Origin of the sequence: Alicyclobacillus acidocaldarius subsp. acidocaldarius Tc-4-1 (assembly GCF_000219875.1) — a bacterium.
GTDB lineage: Bacteria > Bacillota > Bacilli > Alicyclobacillales > Alicyclobacillaceae > Alicyclobacillus > Alicyclobacillus acidocaldarius_A.
This window is the reverse complement of the sequence record NC_017167.1, coordinates 433,268-458,970: the sequence shown is the minus strand read 5'-3', so window position 1 is coordinate 458,970 and position 25,703 is coordinate 433,268. Positions and strand designations below refer to the sequence as shown.

The 25,703-nt window shown below is 63.4% G+C and carries 19 protein-coding genes and 1 riboswitch; of the genes, 10 read left to right on the top strand and 9 right to left on the bottom strand.

The genetic code is table 11. From position 1 onward, the window contains the following. Positions 1 to 28: 28 nt before the first annotated feature. Entirely contained in the window at positions 29 to 430 is a 402-nt protein-coding gene (locus TC41_RS02110; protein WP_014463327.1) for an MFS transporter, read from the bottom strand. Positions 431 to 978: 548 nt separating this feature from the next. Here TC41_RS02110 and TC41_RS02105 point away from each other — a divergent pair. After that, complete coding sequence (locus TC41_RS02105; protein ID WP_014463326.1) at positions 979 to 2,091, top strand: helix-turn-helix transcriptional regulator; 1,113 nt, start codon at positions 979 to 981, stop codon at positions 2,089 to 2,091. Between the two features lie 24 nt (positions 2,092 to 2,115). Further along, on the top strand, positions 2,116 to 3,012 hold the full coding sequence (locus TC41_RS02100) for an SDR family oxidoreductase (RefSeq protein ID WP_014463325.1): 897 nt from the start codon (positions 2,116 to 2,118) through the stop codon (positions 3,010 to 3,012). Between the two features lie 44 nt (positions 3,013 to 3,056). On the opposite strand, the gene TC41_RS02095 is transcribed toward TC41_RS02100, so the two are convergent. Beyond that, the gene (locus tag TC41_RS02095; RefSeq protein ID WP_237700008.1) at positions 3,057 to 5,444 is read right to left on the bottom strand and encodes a peptidoglycan-binding protein; all 2,388 of its coding nucleotides are present in this window, start codon (positions 5,442 to 5,444) and stop codon (positions 3,057 to 3,059) included. Between the two features lie 11 nt (positions 5,445 to 5,455). Beyond that, complete coding sequence (locus TC41_RS16145) at positions 5,456 to 8,503, bottom strand: DUF4855 domain-containing protein (protein WP_237700007.1); 3,048 nt, start codon at positions 8,501 to 8,503, stop codon at positions 5,456 to 5,458. A 219-nt stretch (positions 8,504 to 8,722) separates the two neighbouring features. Next, a riboswitch (cyclic di-GMP riboswitch) is annotated at positions 8,723 to 8,806 on the top strand. Positions 8,807 to 9,070: 264 nt separating this feature from the next. Here TC41_RS16145 and TC41_RS16520 point away from each other — a divergent pair. The 4 genes from TC41_RS16520 (at position 9,071) to TC41_RS02070 (ending at position 13,112) form a co-directional block, all read left to right on the top strand. Beyond that, positions 9,071 to 9,211, top strand: coding sequence for a hypothetical protein (locus TC41_RS16520; protein WP_193352814.1), 141 nt, complete (start codon positions 9,071 to 9,073; stop codon positions 9,209 to 9,211). Beyond that, on the top strand, positions 9,208 to 9,525 hold the full coding sequence (locus TC41_RS16515; protein ID WP_014463321.1) for a hypothetical protein: 318 nt from the start codon (positions 9,208 to 9,210) through the stop codon (positions 9,523 to 9,525). The genes TC41_RS16520 and TC41_RS16515 overlap by 4 nt, the downstream gene beginning before the upstream one ends. Beyond that, entirely contained in the window at positions 9,522 to 11,273 is a 1,752-nt protein-coding gene (locus TC41_RS02075; protein ID WP_014463320.1) for an ABC transporter ATP-binding protein, read from the top strand. The genes TC41_RS16515 and TC41_RS02075 overlap by 4 nt, the downstream gene beginning before the upstream one ends. A 153-nt stretch (positions 11,274 to 11,426) precedes the next feature. Continuing rightward, a complete protein-coding gene (locus tag TC41_RS02070; protein WP_014463319.1) occupies positions 11,427 to 13,112 on the top strand; it encodes an ABC transporter ATP-binding protein in 1,686 nt (561 codons plus the stop codon). Here the strand turns inward: TC41_RS02070 and rpoN are convergent. The 3 genes from rpoN to TC41_RS02055 form a co-directional block, all read right to left on the bottom strand. Beyond that, positions 13,097 to 14,362 carry an RNA polymerase factor sigma-54 gene (rpoN, locus tag TC41_RS02065; RefSeq protein ID WP_014463318.1) on the bottom strand — a complete coding sequence of 422 codons (1,266 nt, stop codon included), beginning with the start codon at positions 14,360 to 14,362 and terminating at the stop codon, positions 13,097 to 13,099. The genes TC41_RS02070 and rpoN overlap by 16 nt on opposite strands. Continuing rightward, positions 14,362 to 15,750, bottom strand: coding sequence for an amino acid permease (locus TC41_RS02060; RefSeq protein WP_014463317.1), 1,389 nt, complete (start codon positions 15,748 to 15,750; stop codon positions 14,362 to 14,364). The genes rpoN and TC41_RS02060 overlap by 1 nt, the downstream gene beginning before the upstream one ends. Positions 15,751 to 16,012: 262 nt before the next feature. Next, entirely contained in the window at positions 16,013 to 17,476 is a 1,464-nt protein-coding gene (locus TC41_RS02055; protein WP_041694912.1) for a sigma-54 interaction domain-containing protein, read from the bottom strand. A 262-nt stretch (positions 17,477 to 17,738) separates the two neighbouring features. On the opposite strand from TC41_RS02055, the gene pruA reads away from it, so the two are divergent. The 3 genes from pruA to rocF are packed head-to-tail and all read left to right on the top strand — an operon-like array spanning position 17,739 to position 21,457. Then, positions 17,739 to 19,289 carry an L-glutamate gamma-semialdehyde dehydrogenase gene (pruA, locus tag TC41_RS02050; protein ID WP_014463314.1) on the top strand — a complete coding sequence of 517 codons (1,551 nt, stop codon included), beginning with the start codon at positions 17,739 to 17,741 and terminating at the stop codon, positions 19,287 to 19,289. Between the two features lie 44 nt (positions 19,290 to 19,333). Continuing rightward, positions 19,334 to 20,545, top strand: coding sequence for an ornithine--oxo-acid transaminase (locus tag TC41_RS02045; protein ID WP_041694911.1), 1,212 nt, complete (start codon positions 19,334 to 19,336; stop codon positions 20,543 to 20,545). Positions 20,546 to 20,560: 15 nt separating this feature from the next. Then, a complete protein-coding gene (rocF, locus tag TC41_RS02040; protein WP_014463312.1) occupies positions 20,561 to 21,457 on the top strand; it encodes an arginase in 897 nt (298 codons plus the stop codon). Between the two features lie 67 nt (positions 21,458 to 21,524). On the opposite strand, the gene TC41_RS02035 is transcribed toward rocF, so the two are convergent. The 3 genes from TC41_RS02035 to TC41_RS02025 all read right to left on the bottom strand — a co-directional run bounded on the left by TC41_RS02035 (position 21,525) and on the right by TC41_RS02025 (position 24,290). Beyond that, the gene (locus TC41_RS02035) at positions 21,525 to 21,806 is read right to left on the bottom strand and encodes a hypothetical protein (protein WP_041694910.1); all 282 of its coding nucleotides are present in this window, start codon (positions 21,804 to 21,806) and stop codon (positions 21,525 to 21,527) included. A 131-nt stretch (positions 21,807 to 21,937) separates the two neighbouring features. Then, the gene (locus TC41_RS02030) at positions 21,938 to 22,993 is read right to left on the bottom strand and encodes a glycoside hydrolase family 130 protein (protein WP_014463310.1); all 1,056 of its coding nucleotides are present in this window, start codon (positions 22,991 to 22,993) and stop codon (positions 21,938 to 21,940) included. Positions 22,994 to 23,021: 28 nt separating this feature from the next. Then, a complete protein-coding gene (locus tag TC41_RS02025) occupies positions 23,022 to 24,290 on the bottom strand; it encodes a transglutaminase-like domain-containing protein (protein WP_237700006.1) in 1,269 nt (422 codons plus the stop codon). A 436-nt stretch (positions 24,291 to 24,726) separates the two neighbouring features. On the opposite strand from TC41_RS02025, the gene TC41_RS02020 reads away from it, so the two are divergent. Further along, positions 24,727 to 25,665: a hypothetical protein gene (locus TC41_RS02020; protein ID WP_041694908.1), complete on the top strand. Its 939-nt coding sequence runs from the start codon at positions 24,727 to 24,729 to the stop codon at positions 25,663 to 25,665. Positions 25,666 to 25,703: the final 38 nt, after the last annotated feature.

Below are 25,703 nucleotides of genomic sequence, written 5' to 3'. Positions count from 1 at the left end.
TACGGGGTTTGTCTGGCTGTTAAGCCTATCAACGAACTGACTTGATCGGAAATACGAAGAGCGACGATATCACCGTGGCGACGGCCGAATAGACAAAGATGGTAGCATAATTCCCGTGAAAGGCTCCGAGCAAGGCCGCGACAATCACGGGCGTCAAAGCTTGTGGCACGTTTGCAGCGACGTTCAGGATTCCGAGGTCCTTTGCAGCGTCATCGCGCGCCGGCAAGACATCGACCATGAGCGCCATGTCAACGGCCATGTAAGCTCCGTACCCCAAACCGATGATGATGCTCGAAATCAGCATACCAGTGGTGCTGACTGCAAAGACCGGTACAATCGCGCCCAGCCCGATGAAGAGCGTGGACGTGAACACAAAAACCTTTCGGCGCTGCAGCTTGTCGGAGATGCGCCCCCACGATCGGTTGAACAAAGATCGTGGCGACGGAGGAGATACTGGTGACAACCGCAAGGTCGTCCACCTTACGAGCGGGATCGAGGATAGCCACCTGTTCTGGAAGCAAGACGACAATCAGTCCGGCGTACGTCATGAAGAGACCCAAGTAGGACGTCCCAAGAGAAGCAAACAACAGATTCCTCCGCGCAGCGGACGTGATGAACGCGCTTTCCTGTGGCTGTGGAGTCACATTTACCGTCATACGATGCACCATCCCCTTTCAAGGAGCGTTACGTGGTGTGATAAGCAGTCCTTCGCAACCGCTTTCACCCTTTGACGTCAATCTAGCGCGGAGGAAATGGCCCATCTAGAATGTTTCTCAGATCAACCGTACGAATCTCATCCAAAGTGAGGCGGCAACCATGGAAGCATCCATAGGTCCCGCGCTTTACGCGGTTGAGGCGTTTGCCGCAGCGATTCACCTCCCGTGGTGCGCCTAGAGGGACGGGCGTCTTATCGCCGGCCAAGCGTCCGGACTGTCGGAAGGTGCGTGGGCGCAGATTTGCCTGCAGCTCGCCTCGTACGTGGAGGACCAGTTGCAGGCCCCGGACGCCTCCGCGATCGTCCTATTCCGATACTTCGAACGATTCGCCATTAGACGGATTGGCGACAACACCTGGGTCGCCATTGGCCCCGGCGCGGACCACCCGATCGATCCGGCCGAGATCGAGCGAGCGACAGGCGACGGCGTGCATGCTCCCGTGTCGAAAGCCGAGTTCCGGCGGTACGCCGCGTCGCTCGCCGCGCTGTCGCACGGCCGATGGGTTGCCGTGGCGCACACGCTGGACCGGTTGTGCGGCGCGGACGTCTCCCCAGAACGTCACCCATCCGTGGCGTGGGTAATGCCGGGAGCCGGGCGGGAGGGAAAGGGCGTCGAAGCGGAGGAAGACATCGTACCGGATGAAGCCTGGATCGAACACCATCGATTCATCTACACGGGCCGCCACGACGTCGAGCGCGAACGGCAGGTGCTGCGCTGTATCCGAGAAGGCGACGTGGAGGGCCTCCGGGCACTGCGGGCGGCCATGTGGGAGGACCGCTCTGGCCTCGGCGTCCTCTCCAAGAGGAGTGAAGCGCGCAACCGAAAGAACCTCGGCATCTGCGCCATCACGCTCGCCACCCGCGCCGCGGTGGAAGCGGGCGTGGATGTCGAGACGGCTTACGGCATGAGCGACGTGTGGATCCAGGCGCTGGAGGACGCGCAGGGCATGGTCGAGATCGAGTCAACCCTCGATCGCGCACTGGTTTCGTTTGCGCGGGCCGTGCACACCGCAAAGCTGGCCGCGCACTCGCGCCATGTGCGCGAGGCGTACGCCTACCTGCGCCAACACGTCACGAAGCCTGTCCGCATCGGAGAGGTCGCGCGTCACGTCGGAGTTCACCCTCATCATCTTGCGGCTCGCTTCAAGGCGGAGACGGGCCAGACGATGCGCCAGGCGCTCTTTGCCCTGCGCATCAAGGCGGCCAAGGATCTGCTGCGCAACACCGCGCTTTCGATGGGCGAGATCGCCGGGTTGCTCCAGTTCACGGACCAGAGCCACTTTGCGAGGCGATTTCGCGAGGCCGTCGGCGTCACGCCGCGGGTCTTCCGGCAGCAATGCATACGAGAGGCGAGGAGCACTCAGGTTAAGGAGTGATGCCATTCGAGGGGAGAATGACGAATGTCCACCATCACGGCACCTCCAGAAACCGGACAGGTTCCATCGTATCCGACGTCGTTTCCGCCGCAGCATCAAGATCGCCAGCCTGGCATCGAGTCACAGATGAATCCGCGCCCGTTCTTCGATCACCCCGAGTACCGCGGCGCGGGCAAACTGAAGGACAAGGTGGCACTCATCACGGGCGGCGACAGTGGCATCGGCCGCGCCGTGGCCGTCGCGTTTGCCAAAGAGGGTGCGGACGTCGTCATCGCGTATCGAGACGAAGAATCGGACGCCGAGGAGACGGTGCAACACGTCGTGCGGTACGGTCGCCGCGCGCAGCAGTTGGCATTTGACGTGTCCAACAAGGCCGAATGCGATCGCGTCGTGCAGCAGGCCATCGCACAATTCGGCAAAGTCGACATTCTGGTCAACAACGCGGCACGCCAGCATCCGCAGCCGAGTATTCTCGACATCACGCCGGAACAGTTGCAGATGACGTTCGCAACAAACGTCTTCGGCTACTTCTACATGATTCAGGCCGCGCTCCCGCACATGAAGCCGGGCGCGTGCATCATCAACACCGCGTCGATCACGGCCTATCGCGGCCACGAGACCCTCATCGACTATGCGGCCACCAAGGGCGCCATTGTGACCCTGACGCGATCGCTCGCAGTGTCGCTGGCGAAACAGGGCATCCGCGTAAACGCCGTGGCGCCTGGCCCCGTGTGGACGCCGCTCATTCCGGCGAGCTTCGCGGCGGACGAAGTGGACAAGTTTGGAAGCGACACGCCGATGGGGCGCGCCGGCCAGCCGGCAGAGTTGGCGCCAGCGTATGTGTTCCTCGCGTCGGCCGACTCGTCATACATGACGGGGCAGGTTCTTCATGTGAATGGCGGCGAGATTGTCAACGGATAATCAAGCGCAAAGCGCCGCCCGTCGCAGGCGGCGCCCTTGCGTCTTCAGCTTTGCGGCACTAGGGTCACGGTGCCGTTGGCAGGTACCACGCCGGTCAGCAGCGTGTCGGCCGCGTAACCGTTCGAAACCACCGGATCCTGCGCGGCAATTTGAATCGTGTACACGCCGCCCGAGGGCTGCGCGGAATTGGCCACCACCCAATCGCCGCTATGCAGGTTCAACAAGACCTTCGACAGATCCCCTACCTGATAGACCGGAATCGTCGTCGCTGTCCCCGCCGGGTTCCGGACAATGACCCGATACACGTTGGTCAGCTTGATATACTGCGAGTCCACCCAGCCGTAGCCCACGACGTGGTACCAAGGTACGACGTACGGCCCCGCCATGCCTTCGGCAATCTGATCGATCTTCACCGTCGTGCCCGCAGGAATCAAATTTGCATTCGACTGCGAGGGCTGAATGTACTGGACCCACATGCTGAACGTCCAGACGCCATTCGGGTTCGACATGTGCATGACCTGCGACTGGAACTTTTCCACCGCCGCTTGCGTCAGGGGGCCGAACTGGCCGTCGACCGTGAGCCCCGCGTTGATAGTTTGGTTGAGGAATCGCTGGATTTCCACCACAGGCTGCCCGAAGCTGCCGACGCTGAGCTGGCCGAAGAACTGCTGATTCTCGCCCTGGGCGATGCTCGGGTAGTACGGAACGCCTTGGTTGGGGTAATACGGATCCGGCTGTGTGACACCCTGCGCCCCGTTCACGTAATACACTGGCTCGGCCGTCGACTTCGGGGCTGGCGGATTGTTGGACGGCGAATACTGCACATACGCGCTCACGCTCGACCCAACGGATGTCGCGAACTGCGTCATCAGGGCCGCGATGCCACTCGCCCACGTCTTCGCCGTCGCGTAATTGACGTTCATCCCGCTTAACGTCGGAGAGACATACAGGCTCGCGCCGGGCGTGAGATAGTTCATCCGCACCGTCCACGCCTCGAAGCGAATGGCGTAGTCGTCGCTTGGAAACACGCCCGCGTCCTGCCCCGGATTCGAGTCGTACGCGCCATAGCCAAACAAATTGTTCTTCTGCAGAGCAATCTGGCTCTGGCCCCATGCACTCTCGAGGATGGCGTGGGAGACCAGATAGTTGGCGTCCACACTGTACAGGTTCTGCGCATCCATGAACGAATTGCCGAGCCCGTTCAGCGGGGAGCTGTTCTCCAGCAAGAACTGATTGATGCTCTGCGCATTGATGTTGGACGGCGCCGGATAGCGGAGATCCACATTGGTGAACGACAGTCCACTCGATCCGCCCGACGAGTTGCCGGTGGAATTCCCCGCCGAATTGCCCGTGCCATTTGACGTGCTGTTTCCGACAGTGTTCCCCGTGGAATTCCCGGGGCTCGTGGCGTTCCCGGTTCCGTTGCTCACGCCGTTACCTGTGGCGTTGGCTGGTCCGGTCGCATTCGTCACGTTGGTCACGGTGTTGCCGCCGGGCAGGGCGCCGGTAGCGTTGCCTGTGCTATTGCCTGTCGAGTTGCCTGTGCCGTTGTCCGCGCCAGGCCCCTCTGAACCCGTGGAGTTGGAGGACGGATCGCCCGTTTCGATGACGACCGGAGCCGGCTTCATATCCCATTCGGTGCCCTGCCATGTCGACGCGATTCCAAGCCGCTGAAGCGCGTTCATCACATACCACACGGGCATGAACGTCGTCAGCTTGCCCGACGCCGGATCTGGATACACCACCGCGGGCACATTCGCGACCACCGTCTGGCCGATGGCGATGGCGGCGCTGCCAGGGCCGTAAGAGATTTTGCCGTAGTCCACGTTCTGTCCCTTAGGCGGTGTGAGCGTCCACACACCCCCCGACCACGTGCTCGCGATCCCGGCCTTGCGAAGCGCCTCCATCACATACCAAATGGGCATGTAGGCCGTCCCCTGATACGTGAAGCCGACGGGCTTCGAAATGAGTTGCCCGTTCCAGACAATCCGTTTCCATTCGACGTTCTGAACGAGGGAGCTTTGACGCGTGAGCACGGTCATCACCTGGCGATAATCCGCGACAGCCTTGGCCAAAGCCCCCCACGTCAGCGGCCCGACGATTCCATCGACGCCGAGGCCTTCGGCCTGTTGAAACGCTTTGACCTGTGCCTGTGTGGTGGCGTCGAAGACACCGGTGGCTTGTCCCACGTCATAGCCCAGTGCATTCAGCGCATTCTGCAAAATGGCCACATAGGCGCCTGTGGATCCATAGCTCAACATGGGATACGATTGAACGCCCGCAAGTGTGAGAGCTGCCACGGGCACGTTAAGCGACGACGCCGAAGCGCTCGGCGAGCTCGAGGTCTGCGCAAGCGCAGACGCCGGCGTCATCCAAAGCACCGTGGCTGGCAGCGCCATGACCGCGAGCAGGCGATGCGTCTTCACAACCATGACCTCCATTCTCATTGCTGCACATGCAGGGAAGCGACCGACGACGTGATGGGTGGAGGCAAGTTGGGCGATGCGATGTTCACGCGCTGGACTGACGGCCCCGACACGCCAGGGCTCACGTCCAATGCCCCGAGCGCCACCGTCCCGCCCAAGGATGGCATCATCTGGTTCCAGGTGATCATGAGACCATCCGGAGGAATGGTCACGGTGAGCCTGCCTTGCTTGGGGACGGACACGTCCCGCGTATCCACAGACGGCGCCGAAATCCACGCGCCTCCCGGCTTCGTCTGGTACGACAGACCGCCGAGCGCGGAGAGGGTGGCAAACCCGTACCCGCTCGGGACGGAGGGCAGGGTCAGAAACCAATGCTGGCCGCTCTGCGTCACCACAAGCTGATTGAAAAATTGGTAGGTCGCCGAGATGGCCGCCTGCGCGTCAGCCGTGGACGCAAACAGCGGCTGACCACCCCCGGATTGGAGCGTGGCTTGATATTCATCGGCCGGCGGATACCACAGCCGCCAGGTGTTTGCAGCTGTTTCGACATCACCTTGCAGACATTCGTGCAAATTCGACGCCAGCGTGTCCAATTCCTGCGCTGTCATGTTCGAAGCTGGATCCCAGTTTTCTGGAACGAGCCCGATGGCGCTTGCCCACGCCGTAGGCGATCCCCCGGGCTGATACGCCGCATCCTGCATCGAGATGCCAAGGGCATTCCACAGAATTTGCGCGGCCTCACCCCAGGTGATGGGCTGAAACGCCCCAGACGATGTCGGCGTTGGAGGTTGGTACCAGCCCTCGCGAATCGCGGCCTGCACCACGCCCCAGGCAGGGGACGCCGCCGACAGATCCGTGTAGGCGCTCGATCCGGCCGGCGCCGAGGGCAGGCCGAGATCGGACGCAAACGCAGCGAGCACGTTCCACACCGCCACCTCGTTGTTCGGCAAGGGCTGCGGCACGGCCGACGTGTCAAGGTCCAACTGGTTCCCATTGAACGTCGTCTGGATGCCCAGCCGCGCGAGGATCTCTTCCGCATTGGAGAGCGGGAGGAACACCTCAGGCGACGACGCACCAGGCGGTGTGGCGATGGCCGTGGGAACGCGCTCGACCACTTGGCCGTCGATCACGACCTCTGCTCCTCCCTTGCCTGCGGGACCCGGCGCGTCGTTGACGGGCACGGACACCGGCGCCGAGATGACGAACTGGCCCTTTGACCACGAGGCGGAGAAACCGATCTGGTTCAATACCTGCATCAAGTCCCACAGGGCGATATCCGTCTGAGTGCCTTGGAGGAGTGTCGGGACGGACAGGGTCGAAGTGCCAACCGACACGCGGATGGACGAGAAACTGGCCTGCCCCTTGGCCAACGCGGTCGCGGCCGCGGCCTGAACCGGCCAGGGAAGACAAAGCGCGCCCGCACACAAAGGCGCGGCGAACCAGGCATTATGAACCGCCACGAATGGCCACCCCGCAATAAAGCTCGCCGTCGTGTCGTACGCGACCCGGGCCTGTCCCGTGGATTTCGCCGAGGTCAAGAGAAGCTTTGATCCGTCGTAGTACGCGTGCGATGCCTGATTGGTTCCGAAACCATACGCGGACAGCTGCGCCAGCGAGCTGTCGTAAAGCGCCTGGTCCTGCTGGCTGATGCCGGTGAGCTCCACCTCGACCCCCATGCCGTACTGGGCGGCGGTCTGCGCAGCATTCACCATGCGGGCGAGGTACGCTTGCGAACCCTGCTCGACGAAATTCGGCTGAATCCATGCGGCGGAGAAGCCGAGGCTCTTCCAGTCGGGGATACCCGCTGCCCCGTAGAACGGGATCCAAAACAGAGGGAGATGATGCGCAGCAGCCAGCTGCGAGGCAAACGCCACGTACGCCGCTTCGCCCGGCATGGTTTCGCGGAACTGCTCCTCGTTCCAGTACAGGCCGACGAGCTGCAAATGGCTGAATCCCGCGCGGTTCCAGTCGTCGAGCAACTGCTGCAAGTACCACGTTTCGGCGGTTTCGCGGGCCGCAAGGGCGTCGGGATCGGCCGGGGAACCGGCGAAGGTCACGGTGGACCCGCCGATGGTGCCGAAGGTGGTCTGGCCGTAGGCGAAGTAGGGCAACGAGAGCACAACGCGCTCCTTGTAACCGGGGCGGTGCAGCACCTGATTGACGTAACCCACAGCCTCGTTGAGCGCAGAAAGTTGTTTACCGGGCGAGAACAGGTCTTGCAGATACGCGGAAAGTCCCGCCTGCGTTGTCGGCACGGAACCGTAGGGAAGGAAGAGTATCGTGTCGAATAAAGGCGCCGTGATCTGACCACTGTCATTCACGTAGGCAAGCATCGGCACGAAGTCCTGGTCGCTCCACGTCCCAAGCGAGCCGTTGGCACCCGTCTCGACCAGCAACATGTTGCGAATCCCGTACGCGTTCGGCGCCGTGGGCAGAAGGGGCCCAAGCGGCTTGTCCGGATTGGAAGCAACCGGTGTCAGCTTGCTGGCAGGCGCCCCGTTGACGTTCAAGAAGCCCTTGACGTCAAAACCGTCAAGGAAGACCCACACGTCGACAGGGACGATGATTCGGACCGCTGACGCTTCCACGCCGGTTTGCGACGACCACGTAAAGGTCTGCGCCATCACATTGCGCGTGCTCAATGGATATGCGGAAGCTTCGCGCCCGGCGCTATACCATTTGCCGTTCGACTCAAACTGAAACTCGACGTAGCGCGGAAAGTAGATGCCCAGAGGAAAATCCTGAAGTGCTCGGACCGACACGGAGACGACGTCCGCGGTCTTCGGCAGCGCGAGGGTGATCACGCGCTTGCCCTGGTGGCTAAAACCTCGCCACGTGTCGAACGAGGTGACGTCCCCTGGATACTTGGCCTCTTCGGCCGCGAACACCGGATCCGGCACACCATCGATGGACACCGAAACTTGGCCCAGTCCGGTCAGGTCCTGCGGAGCACCGGCCGGCGCGGTCTGCGCGTGCAGCTGCACCTGCGAGGCGGCCATGGCGGCGACCACCGCACTCGCGCTTCGAGCGATGGCTCCGCGGAAGCTGAACGCCAATGTGAACACACCCTTCTCTCCTGGTAATCGGACCTCATCGACAACCAGCGACATGGATACGGTTCGATCGTCAAGACGATTTTTTAAGGGCAGATCGGAAACATTTCTCATTGGATTCGGAGTGTCACCAGCCGGGCAGGGGTGAAACCATGCGACGACCAGGTTCGAGGCGATTGACGTTGCCCCACTCCCGAGGGTATACTCAGCATAGGGTAGTGTACATTCGGCATGACGGTGGACGCGAAGATCTCAGGTCGTCATCTGGGCACATAAGGCCTGAGGGAGCGAGTTGTGCAACCGGCCACCCGCGGTTAGCGCGTGGGTGGCCTTTGCTTTTCTCCAATCTTCGTGGTCATCTGGCGCGGCCCCATGTAGGGGTAAAGGGGAAAACCAAAGAAAATGGCCGGATGGCGTGAAAAACGGCCGGGATGCGTGATGTCCCGGTCGTTTTTCCGTCTTCAGCGGTCCCGGCAAACCACGGCGTACGCCGAAGAAAGTTGACACTTACGGATGAGACGTGTAAGATCGCATACGAACGTATACAAAAGAATTCGAAAGGTCGTGATCGCATGCGACATGCGCATCCCCATCATCATCGCGGGCGGGAAGTTCACGGCGGCCATCTTCGCGGGCATGGAGAACACCTGGGGCTCGGCCGACCTGCGGGCCCGCAGACGTTCCGCCGTGGGCGCGCACTGCAGTTTCTCGAGTTCTTGAATGTTCGCCGAGCGACGCTTCTGCGCCAACTGGATCAGCCAGAATTCGCGGATCTAAGGCCGACGCTCCTCGGCGAATTGAAGGCGGTCGAGAGCGTGCGCGACGAATTCGTCGCGATGTTCGACCTGTGGCCGGACACAGAAGACAGGCCAGACCCTAGAACACCGAACGCCCCTACTTCGGCGCTCGGTGAAACGACGTCCACGAAACAGGGGGCCGAGACGGAACCGAAGGCGGAAGAGACCGGCGAGTCAGGACAAAGCAGGTCCGCTCGCGAGGAACAGGGCGGAAATCCCGAGGAGAATGACTTGTGACATTTGGCGGCGGGCTTCGCGTCCTCGCGACGTTCGTCCGACCCTACCGCTTGTTCGCGCTTCTCGCCCCCGCCATGATGTGCGTCGAGATCGGCATGGATCTGTCTCAGCCCGCCCTGGTATCGCGGCTCATCAACCGCGGAATTTTGGCAGGCGATACGCGGTCCGCGCTCGAAACCGGCATGTGGATGATGGCAACAGCCGGGGCTGGTCTCATCGCAGGCGTGATGTGCAACGTGTTGGCGAGCCACGTATCCCAAAACGTGGGTGCCGACATCCGCTCGGCCTTGTTTCGGCGGACGATCAGATTGTCTCGCGAACAGATACAGACCGTTACCACTGGCTCCCTGATCACGCGCCTCACGGAAGATGTCACGCAGGTGCAGACGCTCATGCAGCAGCTGCAGCAAGGACTCGTCCGAGGCCCTGGGCTCGCGCTCGGCAGCATCGCGCTCGCCGTCGGGCTCGATGGACGCATGGGCCTGTTGCTTGTCGCATCCGCCTTGCTCATCTCTGCAATGCTCGCTTGGACCACGCGGCTGTCGTATCAGCGGTTTATGCGCGCTCAACGCGCGCTCGATGCGATGAACCAGACGACCCAGGAACACCTCATCGCCCTTCGCGTGGTGCGGGCTTTTTCGCTCGAACAACGGGCCCTCGATCGATTCGACGCGGCAAACCGCGATTACGCGATCGCGTCCCTGAAGGCTCTCTATATCCTTGTGGCGAACACTCCACTCGTCAATCTCGTGCTTGACGCGGCCATCGTCGCTCTGCTGGGATGGGGCGCGCCACGGGTCTTGCAAGGTTCCCTCTCTCCAGGCCACCTCGTGGCAGCCATCAACTACGCGACACAGGCGCTCTCTTCGCTTTTGATGTCGGCATCGATGATGGTTTCGGCCGCGCAGGCCATGGCTTCTACGGACAGGATCCAGGCCCTGCTTTCGATGGAGCCCGCCATGCTTGAAGAGGCGAACGCGAAGCGGGCGTCGGATTGCCCACATGTGCTCGTCGAACGCGTGGACTACGCGTACCCGCGCGCAAGCCATCCCGCCTTGGCAGGCGTGTGCCTCGAAATACGCCCGGGTGAAATGCTCGGCATCGCGGGCACTACGGGAGCGGGCAAATCGACGCTTCTGGCACTTCTCCCGCGTCTGGCCGATCCATCTGCAGGACGGATCGCCTGGGATGGGGAAGACTTGCGAGCCCTCGAACTTGGTTCGCTTAGACACCGCGTGGCATGGGTGACGCAACAGCCTACCCTGTTCCGCGGAACTTTGCGCGAGAACATCGCATTTGGACGGCCCGATGCGCCACATGCCGATCTCGTCGAAGCTGCTCGGATTGCGCAGGCGCTCGAGTTCATAGAACGATTGCCGGGCGGATGGGAGGCCGAAGTTGGTCAGCGAGGCGCAACCCTCTCGGGGGGCCAACGCCAGCGAGTCGCCATCGCCCGGGCGCTTGTCTCAAAACCGCGCCTGCTGCTGCTCGACGACGCGACGAGCGCGCTCGACGCCGCGACGGAGGCCGCGTTCCTACGTGAGCTAAGGCGCCTTCGTGACATGACCTTGGTCGTAGCGTCCAGCCGTTTAAGCACCCTATTGAACTGCGACCGAATAGCTGTCTTCCACGCCGGACATCTCGTGGGCGTCGGTACGCATCAGGAACTCCTGGCATCCTGCGAGCTTTACCGCGAGATCTGGGATTCACAAATGGGTATGGCCGAGGGGGTGATTTCCGGTGAATGATTCCGCATCGTCCCGCGCTCCCCATGCCTTTGCGCTGCCAAGTCCCGGGGGCCACGGAATCACCACGCGCCCACGGTACGCGCCGGCGCCCCTAGACAAACGGCATCCCGCCTGCTCTCGTACCTTGGGCATCGAAGGTTTGCGTTCGCTTGGATGGCCTTGGCCACCGCTCTTTCGAGCGTGATGTCGCTTGTTGCGCCCTACCTGGTGGGCCGAGCCATCGACGCGACCATCCAAGGGCACGATGTCCATCGAGTTGTCTCGCTCTGCGCATACCTTGCGGGAGCGTACCTCGCGGGCCTCACCTCTGGCTTTATCCAAAACTTGATTGCTGCCCATGTGTCCCAGGATGCCACGCGCGCCATGCGGCGGGATTTGTTTTCACGACTGCTCGTTCTGCCGATGCGTTTCTTCGATGCGAGGAACGTCGGCGAACTCATGAGCCGCAGTACGAACGATCTCGCCAACGTTTCCAATGGGCTGAACCAGACGCTCGCTCAGTTCATGGCGAGCGCGGGGACGCTCCTCGGCTGTGTCGCCATCATGTTCTGGCAGAGTTGGCGCATGGCCCTGGTTGCCCTCGCGGTTGTGCCCCTCACCGCCGGCGCAACGCGCGCCGTCGCTCGTCTGACGCGCGGTCACTTTCAAACGCTGCAGCGCGAGCTGGGGCAAGTGAACGGTTTCGTCGAGGAGATGATTGCGGGCATCGAGACCATTCAACTGTTTCACCAAGAAACGAGGATCTTAGACTCCTTTCACACCCGAAACGAGCGCTTGCGCAAAGCAGGCATGCGCGCCCAGGCTGTGGCAGGCTCGATGGGGCCCGCAATGAACCTGATGCGCAACCTCGCCTACGCCCTCATCGCCCTCGCGGGTGGGCTGCTCGCCGTGCACGGGCTAGTATCGGTCGGCACCATCGTCAGCTTTCTCAATTACGCAAGCCAGTTCAGCCAGCCATTGAATCAAATCGCCAACCAGTACAATCTCCTTCAGGCCGCGCTCGCCGGTGCGGAAAGGATATTCGAAATCTTGGACGAGCCCGATGATGCGGATCCGCCTGGCGCGGTCTCGGTTCAGGAGGTGAAAGGGCACATTGAGTTCCGCGATGTAAGCTTTGCGTATCCGGGAGGACCGCGCGTTCTCCACCACATTCACCTTCAAGCGCGCCCGGGCGAAAAAATCGCCATTGTCGGACATACAGGTTCTGGCAAGACGACGCTCGTGCAACTGCTGGCGCGGTTTTACGATCCTGACGAAGGCGACATTTTGGTGGACGGGGTGGATTTGAGGCACATTGCCAAGACAGCCTGGCGTCGCAAACTCGGCCTGGTTCTGCAGGAGGCTCAGCTTTTCAGCGGCACGATCCGGGAGAACATCCGCATCGGCCGTCCAGACGCGACGGACGACGAGATCGAACAAGCCGCGGTGCAGGCCAATGCGGACGCGTTGATCCGGCGACTGCCACTGGGGTATGACACGCAAGTGGGCCCCGGAGGCGCCGGTCTCAGCCAGGGCGAGCGCCAACTCATTGCGATTGCGCGAACGCTCCTCGCGAATCCTTCCGTGCTGGTCCTGGATGAAGCCACGTCGAGCGTGGACACGCGGACGGAGATGCGCGTGCAGGAGGCCCTGGCGCGGCTCATGCGCGGGCGCACGAGCATCATCATCGCCCACCGGCTCTCCACCGTGCGCAGAGCGGATCGCATCTATGTCATGGCGGGGGGCCGCATCGTGGAAGAAGGCACACACGAGCAGCTCGTGCGCCGCTGCGGTGCATACTTCGAACTGTGCCGCCTGCAGTGGGGAGCAGTTGAACAAGCGGCTCAGCGCCTGCGCTGAAAGGAGTTCGGGATGCGGAGCGCCTCGCGGTATTTCGCGATGGCGCGGCGCGAGAGCCTGCAGCCCTCGGAAGCCAGAAGATTCGCAATCGCCTGGTCGGACAAAGGGCTCTCCTTGTCCTCCGCCTGCACAATTTCGGCGAGGCGCGCTTTCGCCGCCTCCTGCGACCACCCCGGGGCCACCTCCACCGAAAATAGGCGCTCCATCGGAATCAAACCTTGGGGAGAACCGAGGATCTTGTCCTTGACGGCGCGGCTCACAGTCGACTCGTGCACGCCGAGCTCCTCGGCGATGTCGGCCAAGCGGAGGGGGCGGATGGCCACGGGCCCTCGCTCGAGATAAGCTTGCTGGCGCCTCACGAGCGCCTCCGCCGCCATCTGGAGCGTCAAGCGCCTGCGCTCAATGGCGCGTGTGAGCCAGGCCGCGCGCTTGAGCCGCGCCGAGACAAACCGGCGCGCCTCTTCCTCTCCGCGCTGCATCAATCGCCGATATTCCACGCGAAGTTCCAAGCGCGGCGCGGCCCACTCCGTCACTTCGACAATCCACTCGCCCTCCGCCTTTCGCACGACGACGTCCGGCATCAACGGGGCGACGGGATCGTTCGAGGCGGCGACGGCTGGCGCGGGCGTCAGGCGGCGGATGCGGCGCACGGCCTCCTCCACCTGTTCCAAGGACACCGACAGGCTCGACGCAATGTCCTCCAAGCGACCTTCCGCGACGTCGCTCAGATGGCAGCGGATGATGGAGGCCATGAGCGACTTCAGGGGCTCCCGCTCATCGCGCAGTTGCAGGAGGAGACAGGATGTGAGGTCTTCGGCGCCGATGCCGGGCGGATCGCACGACTGGAGCGCGGCGAGCGCCTCGCGCGTTTGGGCTGGCGAGGCGCCGAGGCGCCGGGCGATCACGTCGAGGGGTTCGGCGAGGTAGCCGCGCTCGTCGAGATCGTCCGCCAGATAGAGCGCGATGCGCAGCACCGGGGCCGGGAGCCCCATGAGCCGGAGCTCCTGCTTCAGCCGCTCCTCAAGCGGCTCGCGGCTCGCCACGCGCGCCAGGGGATCCACATCGTCGGCGCGCGAGACGATGGCTGGCCGTGGTCGCTCATAACGAAACCACGGCTCTTCCTCCGCGAATCGCTCCAGTTCGTCGGCGAGATCGGCAGACGAGAGCGCCAAGATGCGCAGCGAAAGCCGCATCTCCGCCGTGAGCCTGAGTTCCTGTTTCATGGAGAGCTCGAGACCGAGCGATTGCATCACGACTTCGCCATCCTCGGCTTGTAGATGAAGTAGTAGCCTAGGAGCACCAACAGGATGATGGGAACGCCGGCGTAAATGGCGACCCGCTGGCCGGGGATAAAGAGCAGGCTGACCGCGATGGCAAGGTTCAGCACGACGCCAAGAATCGGCACCACCGGGTAACCGGGCGTGCGGTACGCGAGTTTCGACACGTCGCCGCCCTCGCGCACGTACTTGCGCCGGAAGCCGATCTGCGAGGCGCAGATGATGGCCCACGACAGCACGGCGATGAGCCCAATGCCGGAGACAATCCACAGGTACAGCGTATTCGGCGAGACGTCGTACAACCACAGGGACAGCGTGCCGACAAACAGGGTGACCACCACCGACCACACGGGCACCTTCTGCTTCGAGAGATACGTCAAAAACCGCGGCGCCATGCCGTCCAGCGCCATGGACCAGAGCAGCCGCGACGAGGCGTACGTCCAGGACGATCCGGCCGACAGCGCCGACGTGATGACGATGAGGTCCATGATGAGGTGCGCGTACGGGATTCCTGCCACTTGGAAGATGGTCGCAAACGGGCTGTCGTTCACGCCCGCCTTCTGCCAGGGAATGATGCCGACGAGGACGATCATCGAGATGACGTAGAAGAGCAGAATGCGCACGCTCGTGGTCCGCACAGCGCGCGGAACCGACCTGGCCGGGTCCCTGCTCTCCCCGGCCGCAATGCCGATGAGCTCTGTGCCGCTGTACGCGAAGCTCACGGGCACGAGCGCGAGGAACACCGCGCCGAGCCCATGCGGAAAGAGCCCGCCCTGCCCGGTGTAGTTGCGCAATCCAATCGCCGGGTGACCGGTGAGGCCGAACAGCGCAAGCACGCCCGCGACGCACGCCGCGATGATGCCGATGACCTTGATGCTCGCAAACCAGAATTCGCTCTCGCCGTACACCCCGACCCGCGTGAGGTTCAGCACCAGGTAGATGGCGGCGAAAATCGCGTACCAGACCACGTCCGGCACGTGCGGCAGATACTGATGAATGATGATGTCCGCGGCAATCCACTCGCCGCCGATGGTAAACGCGCCGTTCAGCCAATACAGCCAGGCGCTCAAAAAGCCAATGGATGGACTGATAAATTCCTGCGCGTACGTCTTGAACGATCCCGCCACCGGCATGGCCGTCGCCAGTTCGCCGAGGCACATCATGACGATGGCCACAATGACGCCGCCGAGCACGTACGCCAGCACGGCACCGCCCGGCCCGGCCTGGTTCACCGTGTAGCCGGAGCTCAGAAACAGCCCCGTCCCGATGACCCCGCCGATGGAAATCATGAACATGTGGCGCGCCTGCATCCCGCGGCGCAGCTTCGATTCCTTTTCCAGAATGTCGTCCAATTGCTTCATGCGCGACGTCGTCTCTCCTCATCTGGCTCGCGACAACGCTTACACGTGCGGCCGCGGCGTGTTTGACTCCCGTAGTTTAGCAAATCTTGTGCCAAGCGCGCGATGGAGCGCAGCATCGGACGCGCCCACTTCCTGCATCGCGCGAGGCCACACCCACGCTGAAGCAGGGTGCAATGGCGCTTGGCGGTGCCCATCATCTTTGCATGCGAAACAATCGCTTGCTTCGATGCAAACAGCCCATCCAAGCCTGCATGCCTATACATCAGGCGCGGTACCGCGCTGGATCGACCCCCACCTCTCGCAGCCAGTACTGCAGGTTCTGCCGAGACATGTCGAGCCTCCGCGCCGCCTCCGAGACATTCCCGCGCGTCTCTTCGAGCGCCGACTGCAACACGGTCCGAGCGTAATCGCGGACGAGTTGGCGAAACGATGGGCGATCTCGGCCGATCTCATCCGCAGCGCCTTCAGGCGCAGGCTCGTGCACCACCTCGTCGCGCGCGTCACGCCGACGCTGTTCCCCGTCTCCCTGCATCTCGTCGAGCGCCTGTTCCAGCCTGCGACGCACGTGCCCCGGCAGATGCTGAAACCCGATCTTCGCCTCATCCTCCATGAGGTTCATGGCGCCCTCAATCACGTGCTCCAGCTCGCGGACGTTGCCGGGCCAGTCGTACGCCAGGAACGCGTCCATCAGCGTCGGCTCGCAACCCTCCACCCGGAGCCCAAATGCGCCGTTGAGCCGGCGGATGAAGTGAGCCACGAGCGGCGGAATGTCTTCGCGGCGGGACCGCAGCGGAGGCACCGTGAGCGTCACGACGCTCAGGCGATAGAACAAATCGGCCCGCAGCCGGCCCTCGCGGATGGCGTGGCCTGGCTCTTCGTTCATCGTGGCGAGGATGCGCACGTCCACGGGGCGATCCTTCAGGTCCCCCACGCGGCGTACCACGCGCTCCTGGAGCACGCGCAACAACTTGGCCTGGAGCGGCGCCGACATGGCGTTCAGCTCGTCCAAAAGGAGCGTGCCCCCGTTTGCCTGCTCGATGAGCCCCGGCCGATCCACCGCGCCCGTGAACGCCCCGCGCGCCGTGCCAAACAAGATGCCCTCGACGAGCGTGTCCGGAATGGCAGCGAGGTTCTGCGACACAAACGGCCCGTCCCTCCTCGGGCTGGCCGCGTGGATGCCCTGCGCCAGAAGCTCCTTGCCCGTGCCCGTCTCCCCGACAATGAGCACCGAGGAGTCCGTGCGCGCGGCGCGCCGCGCCTGTTCGAGCACCTCGCGCATCGCAGCGCTCTCCGCGATGATGGACGCGAACGTGTAGCGCACGCCCGCCTGTCCAAAGGCCGTGCTCCTCAACTGTTCGACGCTCGTCACATCCCGGGCGATCTCGACCGCACCCAGTATTCGCCCCTCCGCATAGACGGGGAACGTCCGATTCACCGTGGTAATGGCCTGCCCCCGCCGGTTAAAGTAGGTCTGGCGCACGTCGTCGCGCCGCACGCCTCGCCGTACCGCGTCGAGCAGCGTGCTCCCCGCTGCGTCCGGAAACGAGAACACGTCGTCAATCCGACGGCCCAGCACGTCCTCCCGCGCCATTGCCTCGATGTCCGCCATCTTCCGGTTGTAAAACACCGTGACGCCCGCCGCGTCCACCACGTGCACGCCCTCGTCTAGCGCGTCGAGCGCCGCCTCCAACAACGTGCGGCGAGCCTCCGCATCTTGCGCGTGCATTCCTCGCCTCCTCTCCGCATGTTCCAGCCTCGCTTGCATCAATATACAAAGAGCCATGTCGCGCCTGCCCGAATCGGCATGCAAGCATAGTTTGCAGTCCGAGTCCGAAAAGCGCAAGGCCCTTTTTGTGCCTGTCGCTTCGGATGCGACACCTGCCTGACCCTGCGCTGGCCATTTGGCACAAAGTTTGCTTCGATAGTACTCGTAGAGCCTGCGCGGACCCTGGCCCTACGTATCACACGATTTCGAAGGAGGCCATACGATGATTCCGTATCGCCCAGAGCCTTTGACGGACTTCCACAACCCGGCCAACCAGGAGGCATTCGCCGCAGCCCTCGCCAAGGTCGAACGAGAGCTCGGCCGGACGTATCCGCTCATCATCGGCGGCAAGCGCATCGATACCGGCCGCTACATCGAGTCCATCAACCCGTCCAAGAAGGCGGAGGTCATCGGCCGCGTCGCCATGGCCGGCAAGGACGAGATTGAGCAGGCGCTCGAGGCGGCCTGGGACGCCTACCGGACCTGGTCGCGCATGCCGGTCATCGAGCGCGCCGCGCTCCTCTTCAAGACCGCGGCCATCATCCGCCGGAGAAAGCACGAGTTTTCCGCGTGGATGCTGCTCGAAGCTGGCAAGAGCCGCGCGGAGGCCGACGCGGACACCGCCGAGGCCATCGACTTTCTCGAATACTACGGGCGCCAGATGATCGATCTCGCCCGCCGGGCGGACGATCTCCTCACACCCATCTCGGGCGAGGACAACCACATCGAATACATCCCGCTCGGCGTGGGCGCCATCATCCCGCCGTGGAACTTCCCGCTCGCCATCGTGACGGGCATGACCGTGTCGGCCGTCGTCGCGGGCAACACCGTCCTCTTGAAGCCCGCCATCCAGACGCCCGTCATCGCCTACAAGCTGATGGAGGCGCTCGAAGAGGCCGGCATGCCGCCGGGCGTGGTCAACTTTGTCCCTGGCGATCCGGCCGAAATCGGCGACTTCATGGTCGGCCACAAGGATGTGCGGTTCATTTCCTTCACCGGTTCGAAGCAGGTAGGCCTGCACCTGAATGAGCTCGCCGCCAAGCGCATCCCCGGCCAGCGCTGGATCAAGCGGTTCATCGCCGAGATGGGCGGCAAGGACGCTATCGTCGTGGACGAGGGCTACGACGTCCAGGCGGCCGCGCAGATCATCGCCCAGTCCGCCTTCGGCTTCTCCGGCCAGAAGTGCTCGGCGTGCTCGCGCGTCATCGCGCACGAGTCGCTCTACGATGAACTCGTCGATCGCGTCGCCGAGATCGCGAAGGCGTTCAAGGTGGGCGACGTGCGGGACGCGAGCGTCGGCACGGGGCCGGTGATCGACCAGAAGGCTTTTGAGAAGGTAACCACCTACATCGAGATTGGGCGCGGCGAAGGGCGGCTCGTCGCGGGCGGCACGGCGTCCAACGAGACCGGCTTCTTCATCCAGCCGACGGTATTCGTGGACGTGAAGCCGGACGCGCGGATCATGCAGGAGGAGATCTTCGGCCCAGTGGTGGCGTTCACGAAGGTGAAGTCGTTCGAAGAGGCCATCGACGTGGCCAACGGCACGGAATTTGGCCTCACCGGTTCTGTCCTGTCGACGAACCGCGAGCACCTGGCCTACGCGCGCCATCACTTCCACGTCGGCAACCTGTACTTCAACCGCAAGTGCACAGGCGCCGTCGTCGGCGTGCACCCGTTCGGCGGGTTCAACATGTCCGGCACCGATTCGAAGGCGGGCGGCCCGGATTACCTGCTCCTCTTCACGCAGATGAAGAGCGTGTCGGAGCTTCTGTAACGGAATTCGGCGGGCGGTTTCGCCCGCCTGTTGAGGTGAATCGCATGGCGACACAGTTGACGAGCCGCGAAGCGCTGCGGCTCGAGGAGCAATATGGCGCGAAAAACTACCACCCGCTTCCCGTGGTGCTCGTCAAGGGCGAGGGCGTATGGGTGTGGGACGCGGAGGGCAACCGCTACCTTGACATGCTGAGCGCGTACTCGGCGCTCAACCAGGGGCACCGCCATCCGCGCATCATCCAGGCGCTCAAGGATCAGGCGGACGCCATCACACTCACCTCGCGCGCGTTTTACAACGACAAGCTCGGCCAGCTGTACGAGCGCATCGCGAAGCTCACGCACAAGGACATGGTGCTGCCGATGAACACGGGCGCCGAGGCGGTAGAGACGGCCATCAAGGCGGTCAGGCGGTACGCGTACGACGTCAAGGGCGTGCCGAACGACCAGGCCGAGATCATCGTGGCCGAACACAACTTCCACGGGCGGACCACGACCATCATCTCGTTCTCGAGCGATCCGGAATACCGGCGCGGCTTCGGCCCGCTCACACCCGGCTTCCGCATCATTCCCTACGGGGACATTGAGGCGCTGAAGAGGGCCATCACAGAGAACACTGCGGCGTTCCTCGTCGAGCCCATCCAAGGCGAGGCGGGCATCATCGTGCCGCCAGAAGGCTATCTGCGAGAGGCGTACGAAGTGTGCCGTCAGCACGGGGTGCTGTTTGTGGCAGATGAGATTCAAACGGGCCTCGGCCGCACCGGCCAGATGTTCGCGTGCGACTGGGAGGGCGTCGTGCCGGACGTGTACATCCTCGGCAAGGCGCTCGGCGGCGGCGTGTTCCCCGTGTCCGCCGTGGCGGCAAACCGGGACATTCTCGGGGTGTTCGAACCCGGATCGCACGGGTCGACGTTCGGCGGCAATCCGCTCGGCGCGGCGGTGGCCATCGCGGCGCTCGACGTGATCGTCGAGGAGAAGCTGCCGGAGAAATCTCGCGCGCTGGGCGAGAAGTTCCTCGGATGGCTCCGCGAACTCAAGCACCCCGCCATCAAAGAAGTGCGCGGCAAGGGGCTGTTCATCGGCCTGGAGCTTCACGAGAAGGCGCGGCCGTACTGCGAACGGCTGAAAGAGGCGGGGCTCTTGTGCAAAGAGACGCACGAAAACACCATTCGCTTCGCACCGCCGCTCGTCATCACGGAAGACGAACTAGCGTGGGCGTTTGAGCAGATCCGGAGCGTATTCGCGGGAGAGGCGCGCTAGAAAGCAGGGATAGACATGAAGGACATTCACATCATCGGCGTCCCGTCCGACTACGGCCAGAACCGACGCGGCGTGGACATGGGCCCGAGCGCCATCCGCTACGCGGGGCTGAAAGAGAAGCTGGAGCGGCTCGGCTATGAGGTGTCCGATCTCGGCGACGTGCCGGTGCCGACGCCGGAGACGAGGCGGATTGAGCATCAGAAGCTGAAGTACCTGCGCGAGGTGGTCTCCGTCTGCGAGGCGCTCTGCGAGAAGGTGGAGGGCGTGCTGAAGGGCGGTCACACGCCCGTCATTCTGGGCGGCGATCACTCCATCGCCATCGGCAGCCTGGCGGGCATCGCGCGCGCGGGGCAGCCGTTTGGCGTCATTTGGTTTGACGCGCACGGCGACATGAACACAGACGAGACGACACCCTCGGGCAACATCCACGGGATGCCGCTCGCCGCGAGCCTCGGCCTCGGCCACGAAGCGCTCACCGGCATCGGGGGGGTATGCCCGAAAGTGAAGCCGAAAAACGTGGTGCTCGTCGGCGCGCGGTCCATCGATCCGGAGGAGCGGGAGCTCATTCGCCAATCCGGCATTCACGTGTTCACCATGCAGGACGTGGATCGCAGAGGCATGGACGCGGTCATGCAGGAGGCCATCCGCATTGCGTCGGACGGCACGCGCGGCATTCACCTGAGTCTCGATCTCGACGCCCTCGACCCCATGTTCGCCCCAGGCGTCGGCACGCCGGTCAACGGCGGCTTTACCTACCGCGAGGGCCATCTCGCCATGGAGCTCTTGGCCGCGAGCGGCAAGCTGCTCTCGGTCGACGTCGTCGAGGTGAACCCCATTTTGGATCACCGGAACCAGACGGGCCGCATGGCCGTGGAACTCCTGGAATCGCTGTTTGGCAAGCGCGTGATGTGAAAGAAAACAGGGGGCGCCGTAGTTCGGCAGCCCCCTGTTTTGCGTCGCCTGCGAAGGGACCAAGACTTCAGCCTCTCGTCTCCACGTAGCGGACGTCGCCCAGACCAGCCACGTCCTTCTGCACCTCAATGCGGCCCCTATCGTTTTCGCCGAGGACAATCCAGCGGCACTCGGGCAGCTCGCGCAGCGGGCGATCGGCGAGATCGCCGAGATCGCGAAGTTGAAACAGGTCGCGCACCTGCTCGGCCACCTCGCCGAGGGTCGCCTCCGGATGTTGGCGAAGCCAGCGGCGGGTTTTGCGCGCGAGGTCCTTGCCGGATCGCGTCAGATACAAGATTTCCTGGTCCAAACTGCATTCCACCACCTATCGCTTGTTAAAGATCAATATACAAGAAAAAGACGGACACGACATCAAAAATTCTCTAAAAAAGCGATGGCTGCGCGAGACATGGGGCTGCGCGAGCGGGCGCGCGTGGGTCCTCACGCGAGCGTATCCAGAATGTCGCGCAGGGAAAGGTCCGCGCCCGCGAGCGACTCGTCGGCGACCCCGTAATACATGTGCACGACGTCGCCCTCGACCCATGCCCCGCAGGAGAACACGACGCCGCGGAAGAAGCCCGCCTGCTCGTACGGCGCTTCGGGCTTGAGAATGGGCTCGGCCGATCGCGCCAGGACGCGCGACGGATCGCCGAGGTCCACGAGGCAAGCGCCCATGGCATACTCGTTCTTCGCGTTGGCGCCGTGGTACAGGATGAGCCAGCCCTTGTCCGTGCGGATGGGCACGGCGCCTCCGCCGACGCGCAGGCTGTCCCAGCTGTCCTTGCGGGGTGCGAGCAGAAAGCGGTGATTGCCCCAGGCGCGAAGATTGGGGGATTCGGCAAGCCAGATGTCGAGTTCGCCGAGGCCGCGCGGCGCAGGACGATGGAGCAGGTAGTAGTGAGAGCCGACGCGCTCGGGAAACAGCACGGCGTCCTTGTTCTCCGGCGGCAGGATGAGGCCGAGGCGCCAGACGTGGTGAAAATCCCGCGTGGCGGCGAGGCCGACTGCGACGCCGTGATCGGACACGGCGGTGTAGGTGATGTAGTAGACGCCAGCGATCTCGGTCACCCGCGGATCTTCGACGCCAAACGCCTCATAGGGCGTCTCGGGGGCGAGAAACGGCTTCTCGTCCACGGTGAAATGGCGGCCGTCGCGGCTTCGGGCGAGGCGCAGGTGAGACATGGACGTGAGCCACACCGTTTCGCCGGTGTCTTTGCGGCGCACCGCGCGCGGATCGGAGAAGTCGTAGTGCGGATCCGAACGTTTGAACCAGTGGACCTCGACCGTTCGGTGCGCGGGATTGTACACGGGCACGCCGACGGCGTCCTCGTCCGCGCTCGCCTGCTCCGCGACGCGCAGCACGAGCACGGTCTCGTCGCCCACGCGAGCCACACCTGCGTTGAAGGCGCCAATGACGCGCATATCGGAATGCGAAGGTGGCACGTCCTTCGGGGTGATGAGCGGGTTTTCCGCATATCGATGCACGTTCACAAACATCCTCTCCTCGTCTGCTGCAAAATTCGGGTTACCAATCGGCGATCTGGCCGCCACGGTGGGTTTGACCAAACTCGCTCGGAGGCGGATCGAAGTCGTGGTGCGTGACGGAAGAGGGCGGCGCGATGCCTTGATCGCTCGTGTACACGGCGTCAAACGTTGGATCGAAGACCACCCACCGCTGCCCGTCCCAGGCCTCGTCCCACTGATGGGGGCCCCATCCAAGTTGTCCCAGGCCCTGCCCCTGCACGACCAGCGCCGGGATCCCGAGCGCGCGCAGGAGTCCCGCCGCGACGCCCGAGATGTCCTGGCACACGCCTTCGTGAAGGGATAGCGTGGTGGTCATCTGCTGCCACGGAACCTGACCGTGCAGGTAAGCCGGCCAATTGTACCAGATGTGCAGCGACGCCCAGTCCGAAATGGCCTGGATCTCTGCGTCCACCTGCTGCGGCGAGAGCGCCCGTGCGCCTGGGCTCGTGTGCGCGATGGAAGCCGCAAGTTCTGCTACCTGCGGCGACTCGTTGTGGTTCACAAACCAACTCTGAAGGAGCCCGAGGCTCTGAAGCGAGAGATTGGGCGCCGCGGACTCGATGGCGCGGCTGTAAGCCAATAGGCGCAGCTTGAGCGTCGACGCGTTGAGAACTTCATCCACCTCGACGCCCAGAAGTCCCGTGAAAGGCAGGCGGATGGTGGCGTCGAGCGCGCCATGGATCATGCGGGCGCTGTAGCGATGCACTTCGTCCGCGCGCGCAAGCGAGCGAACCGTAATCATCGCCTCGCCCGAAAATCCATCCTGAGCCTTCAGGCGAAGAGGGAGAACCGGTGTAAGCGGATTGTAGAGCGCCGAAGAGGTGACGCCTGCCTCCCCGTAGAACCACGGCTCGGGCCACAGATCTCCCTGCACTTGGTACGCGGATGAGGCGACGCCCCAGGATGGGAGCGAAACCTGTGGGGCGGGATCGATCACAGCCAACTGCGAGCCTTGCCAGCGCGTCTGGACGTGAAAGGCGGCCAACAGCTGCTGCAGCGCATCCACATCCACGTAGACTTGACCGCTTTTGGCGATGGCATGCGCGTCGATGGGCCCCGCGTACGTCACCTCGTCGCCGTGAGCGGGCTGCCAATACCAGATGAAAAGCGGGCCCGAAGATGGGGGCGCCTGCGCAGGAGACGGGAGATCTCCCACCACCCATCCGCTCGACGTGAACGCCTGAGGAACGTGCATGAGATTGAACCAGGCGACGCAGGCGGAAAGCGGCGCATACACGCGCCCACCCTCCCGCCACCACGCAACCGACACCTGCCCCACTCCTGGGACGACGAATGCGCCCGCCGAACTCGAGGAAGGAGTGGCGGCATGGATGGATGCAGAGACACTTGGAAACGCGGCGAAATACGCGGAAACAACCGCGGCAATCGGCAGCGCGCCAAGCTTACCAAACGTTGCGAGAGCGCGAGGGCGAAACAAACGGCGAGCACCTCCGAATGCTTCGATAAGATGGGGCTCGATTCGAACGCAGGACACACATGCTGGAACAATACGCCGCGCATCGACCAAATCCTGCGAACGCTGTCGGGCGCCGTCGACATTTCTCGGGAAATAGAGAATGGTGGCGAAGCTCGGCACGGACAGGAAAATGGGGGGTGGCGTCGAAGAGATTTAGGGAGAGATACCATTCGCGTGGGCCAGGGAGCCGACCCGCGTCGGCGCTTCCAACCTCGAGGAGGATCACGACATGCCGAAATCCAGAACCTACGGATACGCGTTGCTTTCAGTGGCGGCAGCCCTGTTCCTGGCGACGGGATGCGGAGGCGGATCGTCAGGCGGAAGCCCACCGCCTCTGAACAACACGACCAACGCGACCAATGTGACCCAAGAGCCGCAGAACAACACCACGAATGTCTCGAACTCCACGGGCAGCGGCTCGACGACCAATGCGGCGGAAAACAGCACGTCGATGCAAAACACGAGCAACTCGTCGCAGGGCGGATCGCAGCCGGCCGACGCCAGCGCGTTCCCGACCATTGTGCAGCAGGCCATGACGAGCCTCGGCGAGAACGGATTCCAAGGGGCGGATGCGCCGACCTACGTGCCGCAGCCGGCGGGAGGGGGATCGACGTCGTACAACGCCCACAATACACAGCCGAGCGCGCACGGGCCTCAGTTCCTCGTGGGCTATCACGTGGATCTGTTGACGGGCGGGCAGCCGTACGCGTCATATGAAGTGGACCACTTTGTCTCGACGAGCCAGGCGGCGTCGAGCATTTCCTCGTTCGCGAGCGCTGTCCACGGCGGCGCCATGCCCTCGGGCGGCACAGGCATCGTGCTGCCGAACAACCACTCGGCCCAAATGGCCACCGTGGGCAACTCCACCGTCGTGTATTGGTCGGACAACGGATGGAACTTCCAGGTGGTGAACGAGAACACGTCGGTGCCGCCGACGCCGATTGTGGACAAGCTCGTGAGCGCGCTCTCAAGCACGTCCCTTCCCGCGACGGACGGCGTTGGCCGCGTGATTGTGGACAACCAAAACCCGTCTGGCATGAATGTCACCGTGACGGTCATCTGGAGCCAGAAGGGGAACGTGTACGAGGTCCAGACCACCAACAGCGCGGCGTCGCCCATCCAGTCCGCGCTGCAGATGGCGGGATCGATGCGGTCCTACTGGTCGTGAGAGCAAAAGAACGCGAGGGCGCATCGCCGGAACACGGC

Coding starts and splice junctions, on each gene's coding strand:
- TC41_RS02100 (WP_014463325.1), top strand. CDS start 2,116: ATGTCCACCATCACGGCACCTCCAGAAACCGGACAGGTTCCATCGTAT.
- TC41_RS02095 (WP_237700008.1), bottom strand. CDS start 5,444: ATGGTTGTGAAGACGCATCGCCTGCTCGCGGTCATGGCGCTGCCAGCC.
- TC41_RS16520 (WP_193352814.1), top strand. CDS start 9,071: ATGCGCATCCCCATCATCATCGCGGGCGGGAAGTTCACGGCGGCCATC.
- TC41_RS02070 (WP_014463319.1), top strand. CDS start 11,427: ATGGCCTTGGCCACCGCTCTTTCGAGCGTGATGTCGCTTGTTGCGCCC.
- rpoN (WP_014463318.1), bottom strand. CDS start 14,362: ATGCAATCGCTCGGTCTCGAGCTCTCCATGAAACAGGAACTCAGGCTC.
- TC41_RS02060 (WP_014463317.1), bottom strand. CDS start 15,750: ATGAAGCAATTGGACGACATTCTGGAAAAGGAATCGAAGCTGCGCCGC.
- TC41_RS02055 (WP_041694912.1), bottom strand. CDS start 17,476: ATGCACGCGCAAGATGCGGAGGCTCGCCGCACGTTGTTGGAGGCGGCG.
- pruA (WP_014463314.1), top strand. CDS start 17,739: ATGATTCCGTATCGCCCAGAGCCTTTGACGGACTTCCACAACCCGGCC.
- TC41_RS02045 (WP_041694911.1), top strand. CDS start 19,334: ATGGCGACACAGTTGACGAGCCGCGAAGCGCTGCGGCTCGAGGAGCAA.
- rocF (WP_014463312.1), top strand. CDS start 20,561: ATGAAGGACATTCACATCATCGGCGTCCCGTCCGACTACGGCCAGAAC.
- TC41_RS02030 (WP_014463310.1), bottom strand. CDS start 22,993: ATGTTTGTGAACGTGCATCGATATGCGGAAAACCCGCTCATCACCCCG.
- TC41_RS02020 (WP_041694908.1), top strand. CDS start 24,727: ATGCCGAAATCCAGAACCTACGGATACGCGTTGCTTTCAGTGGCGGCA.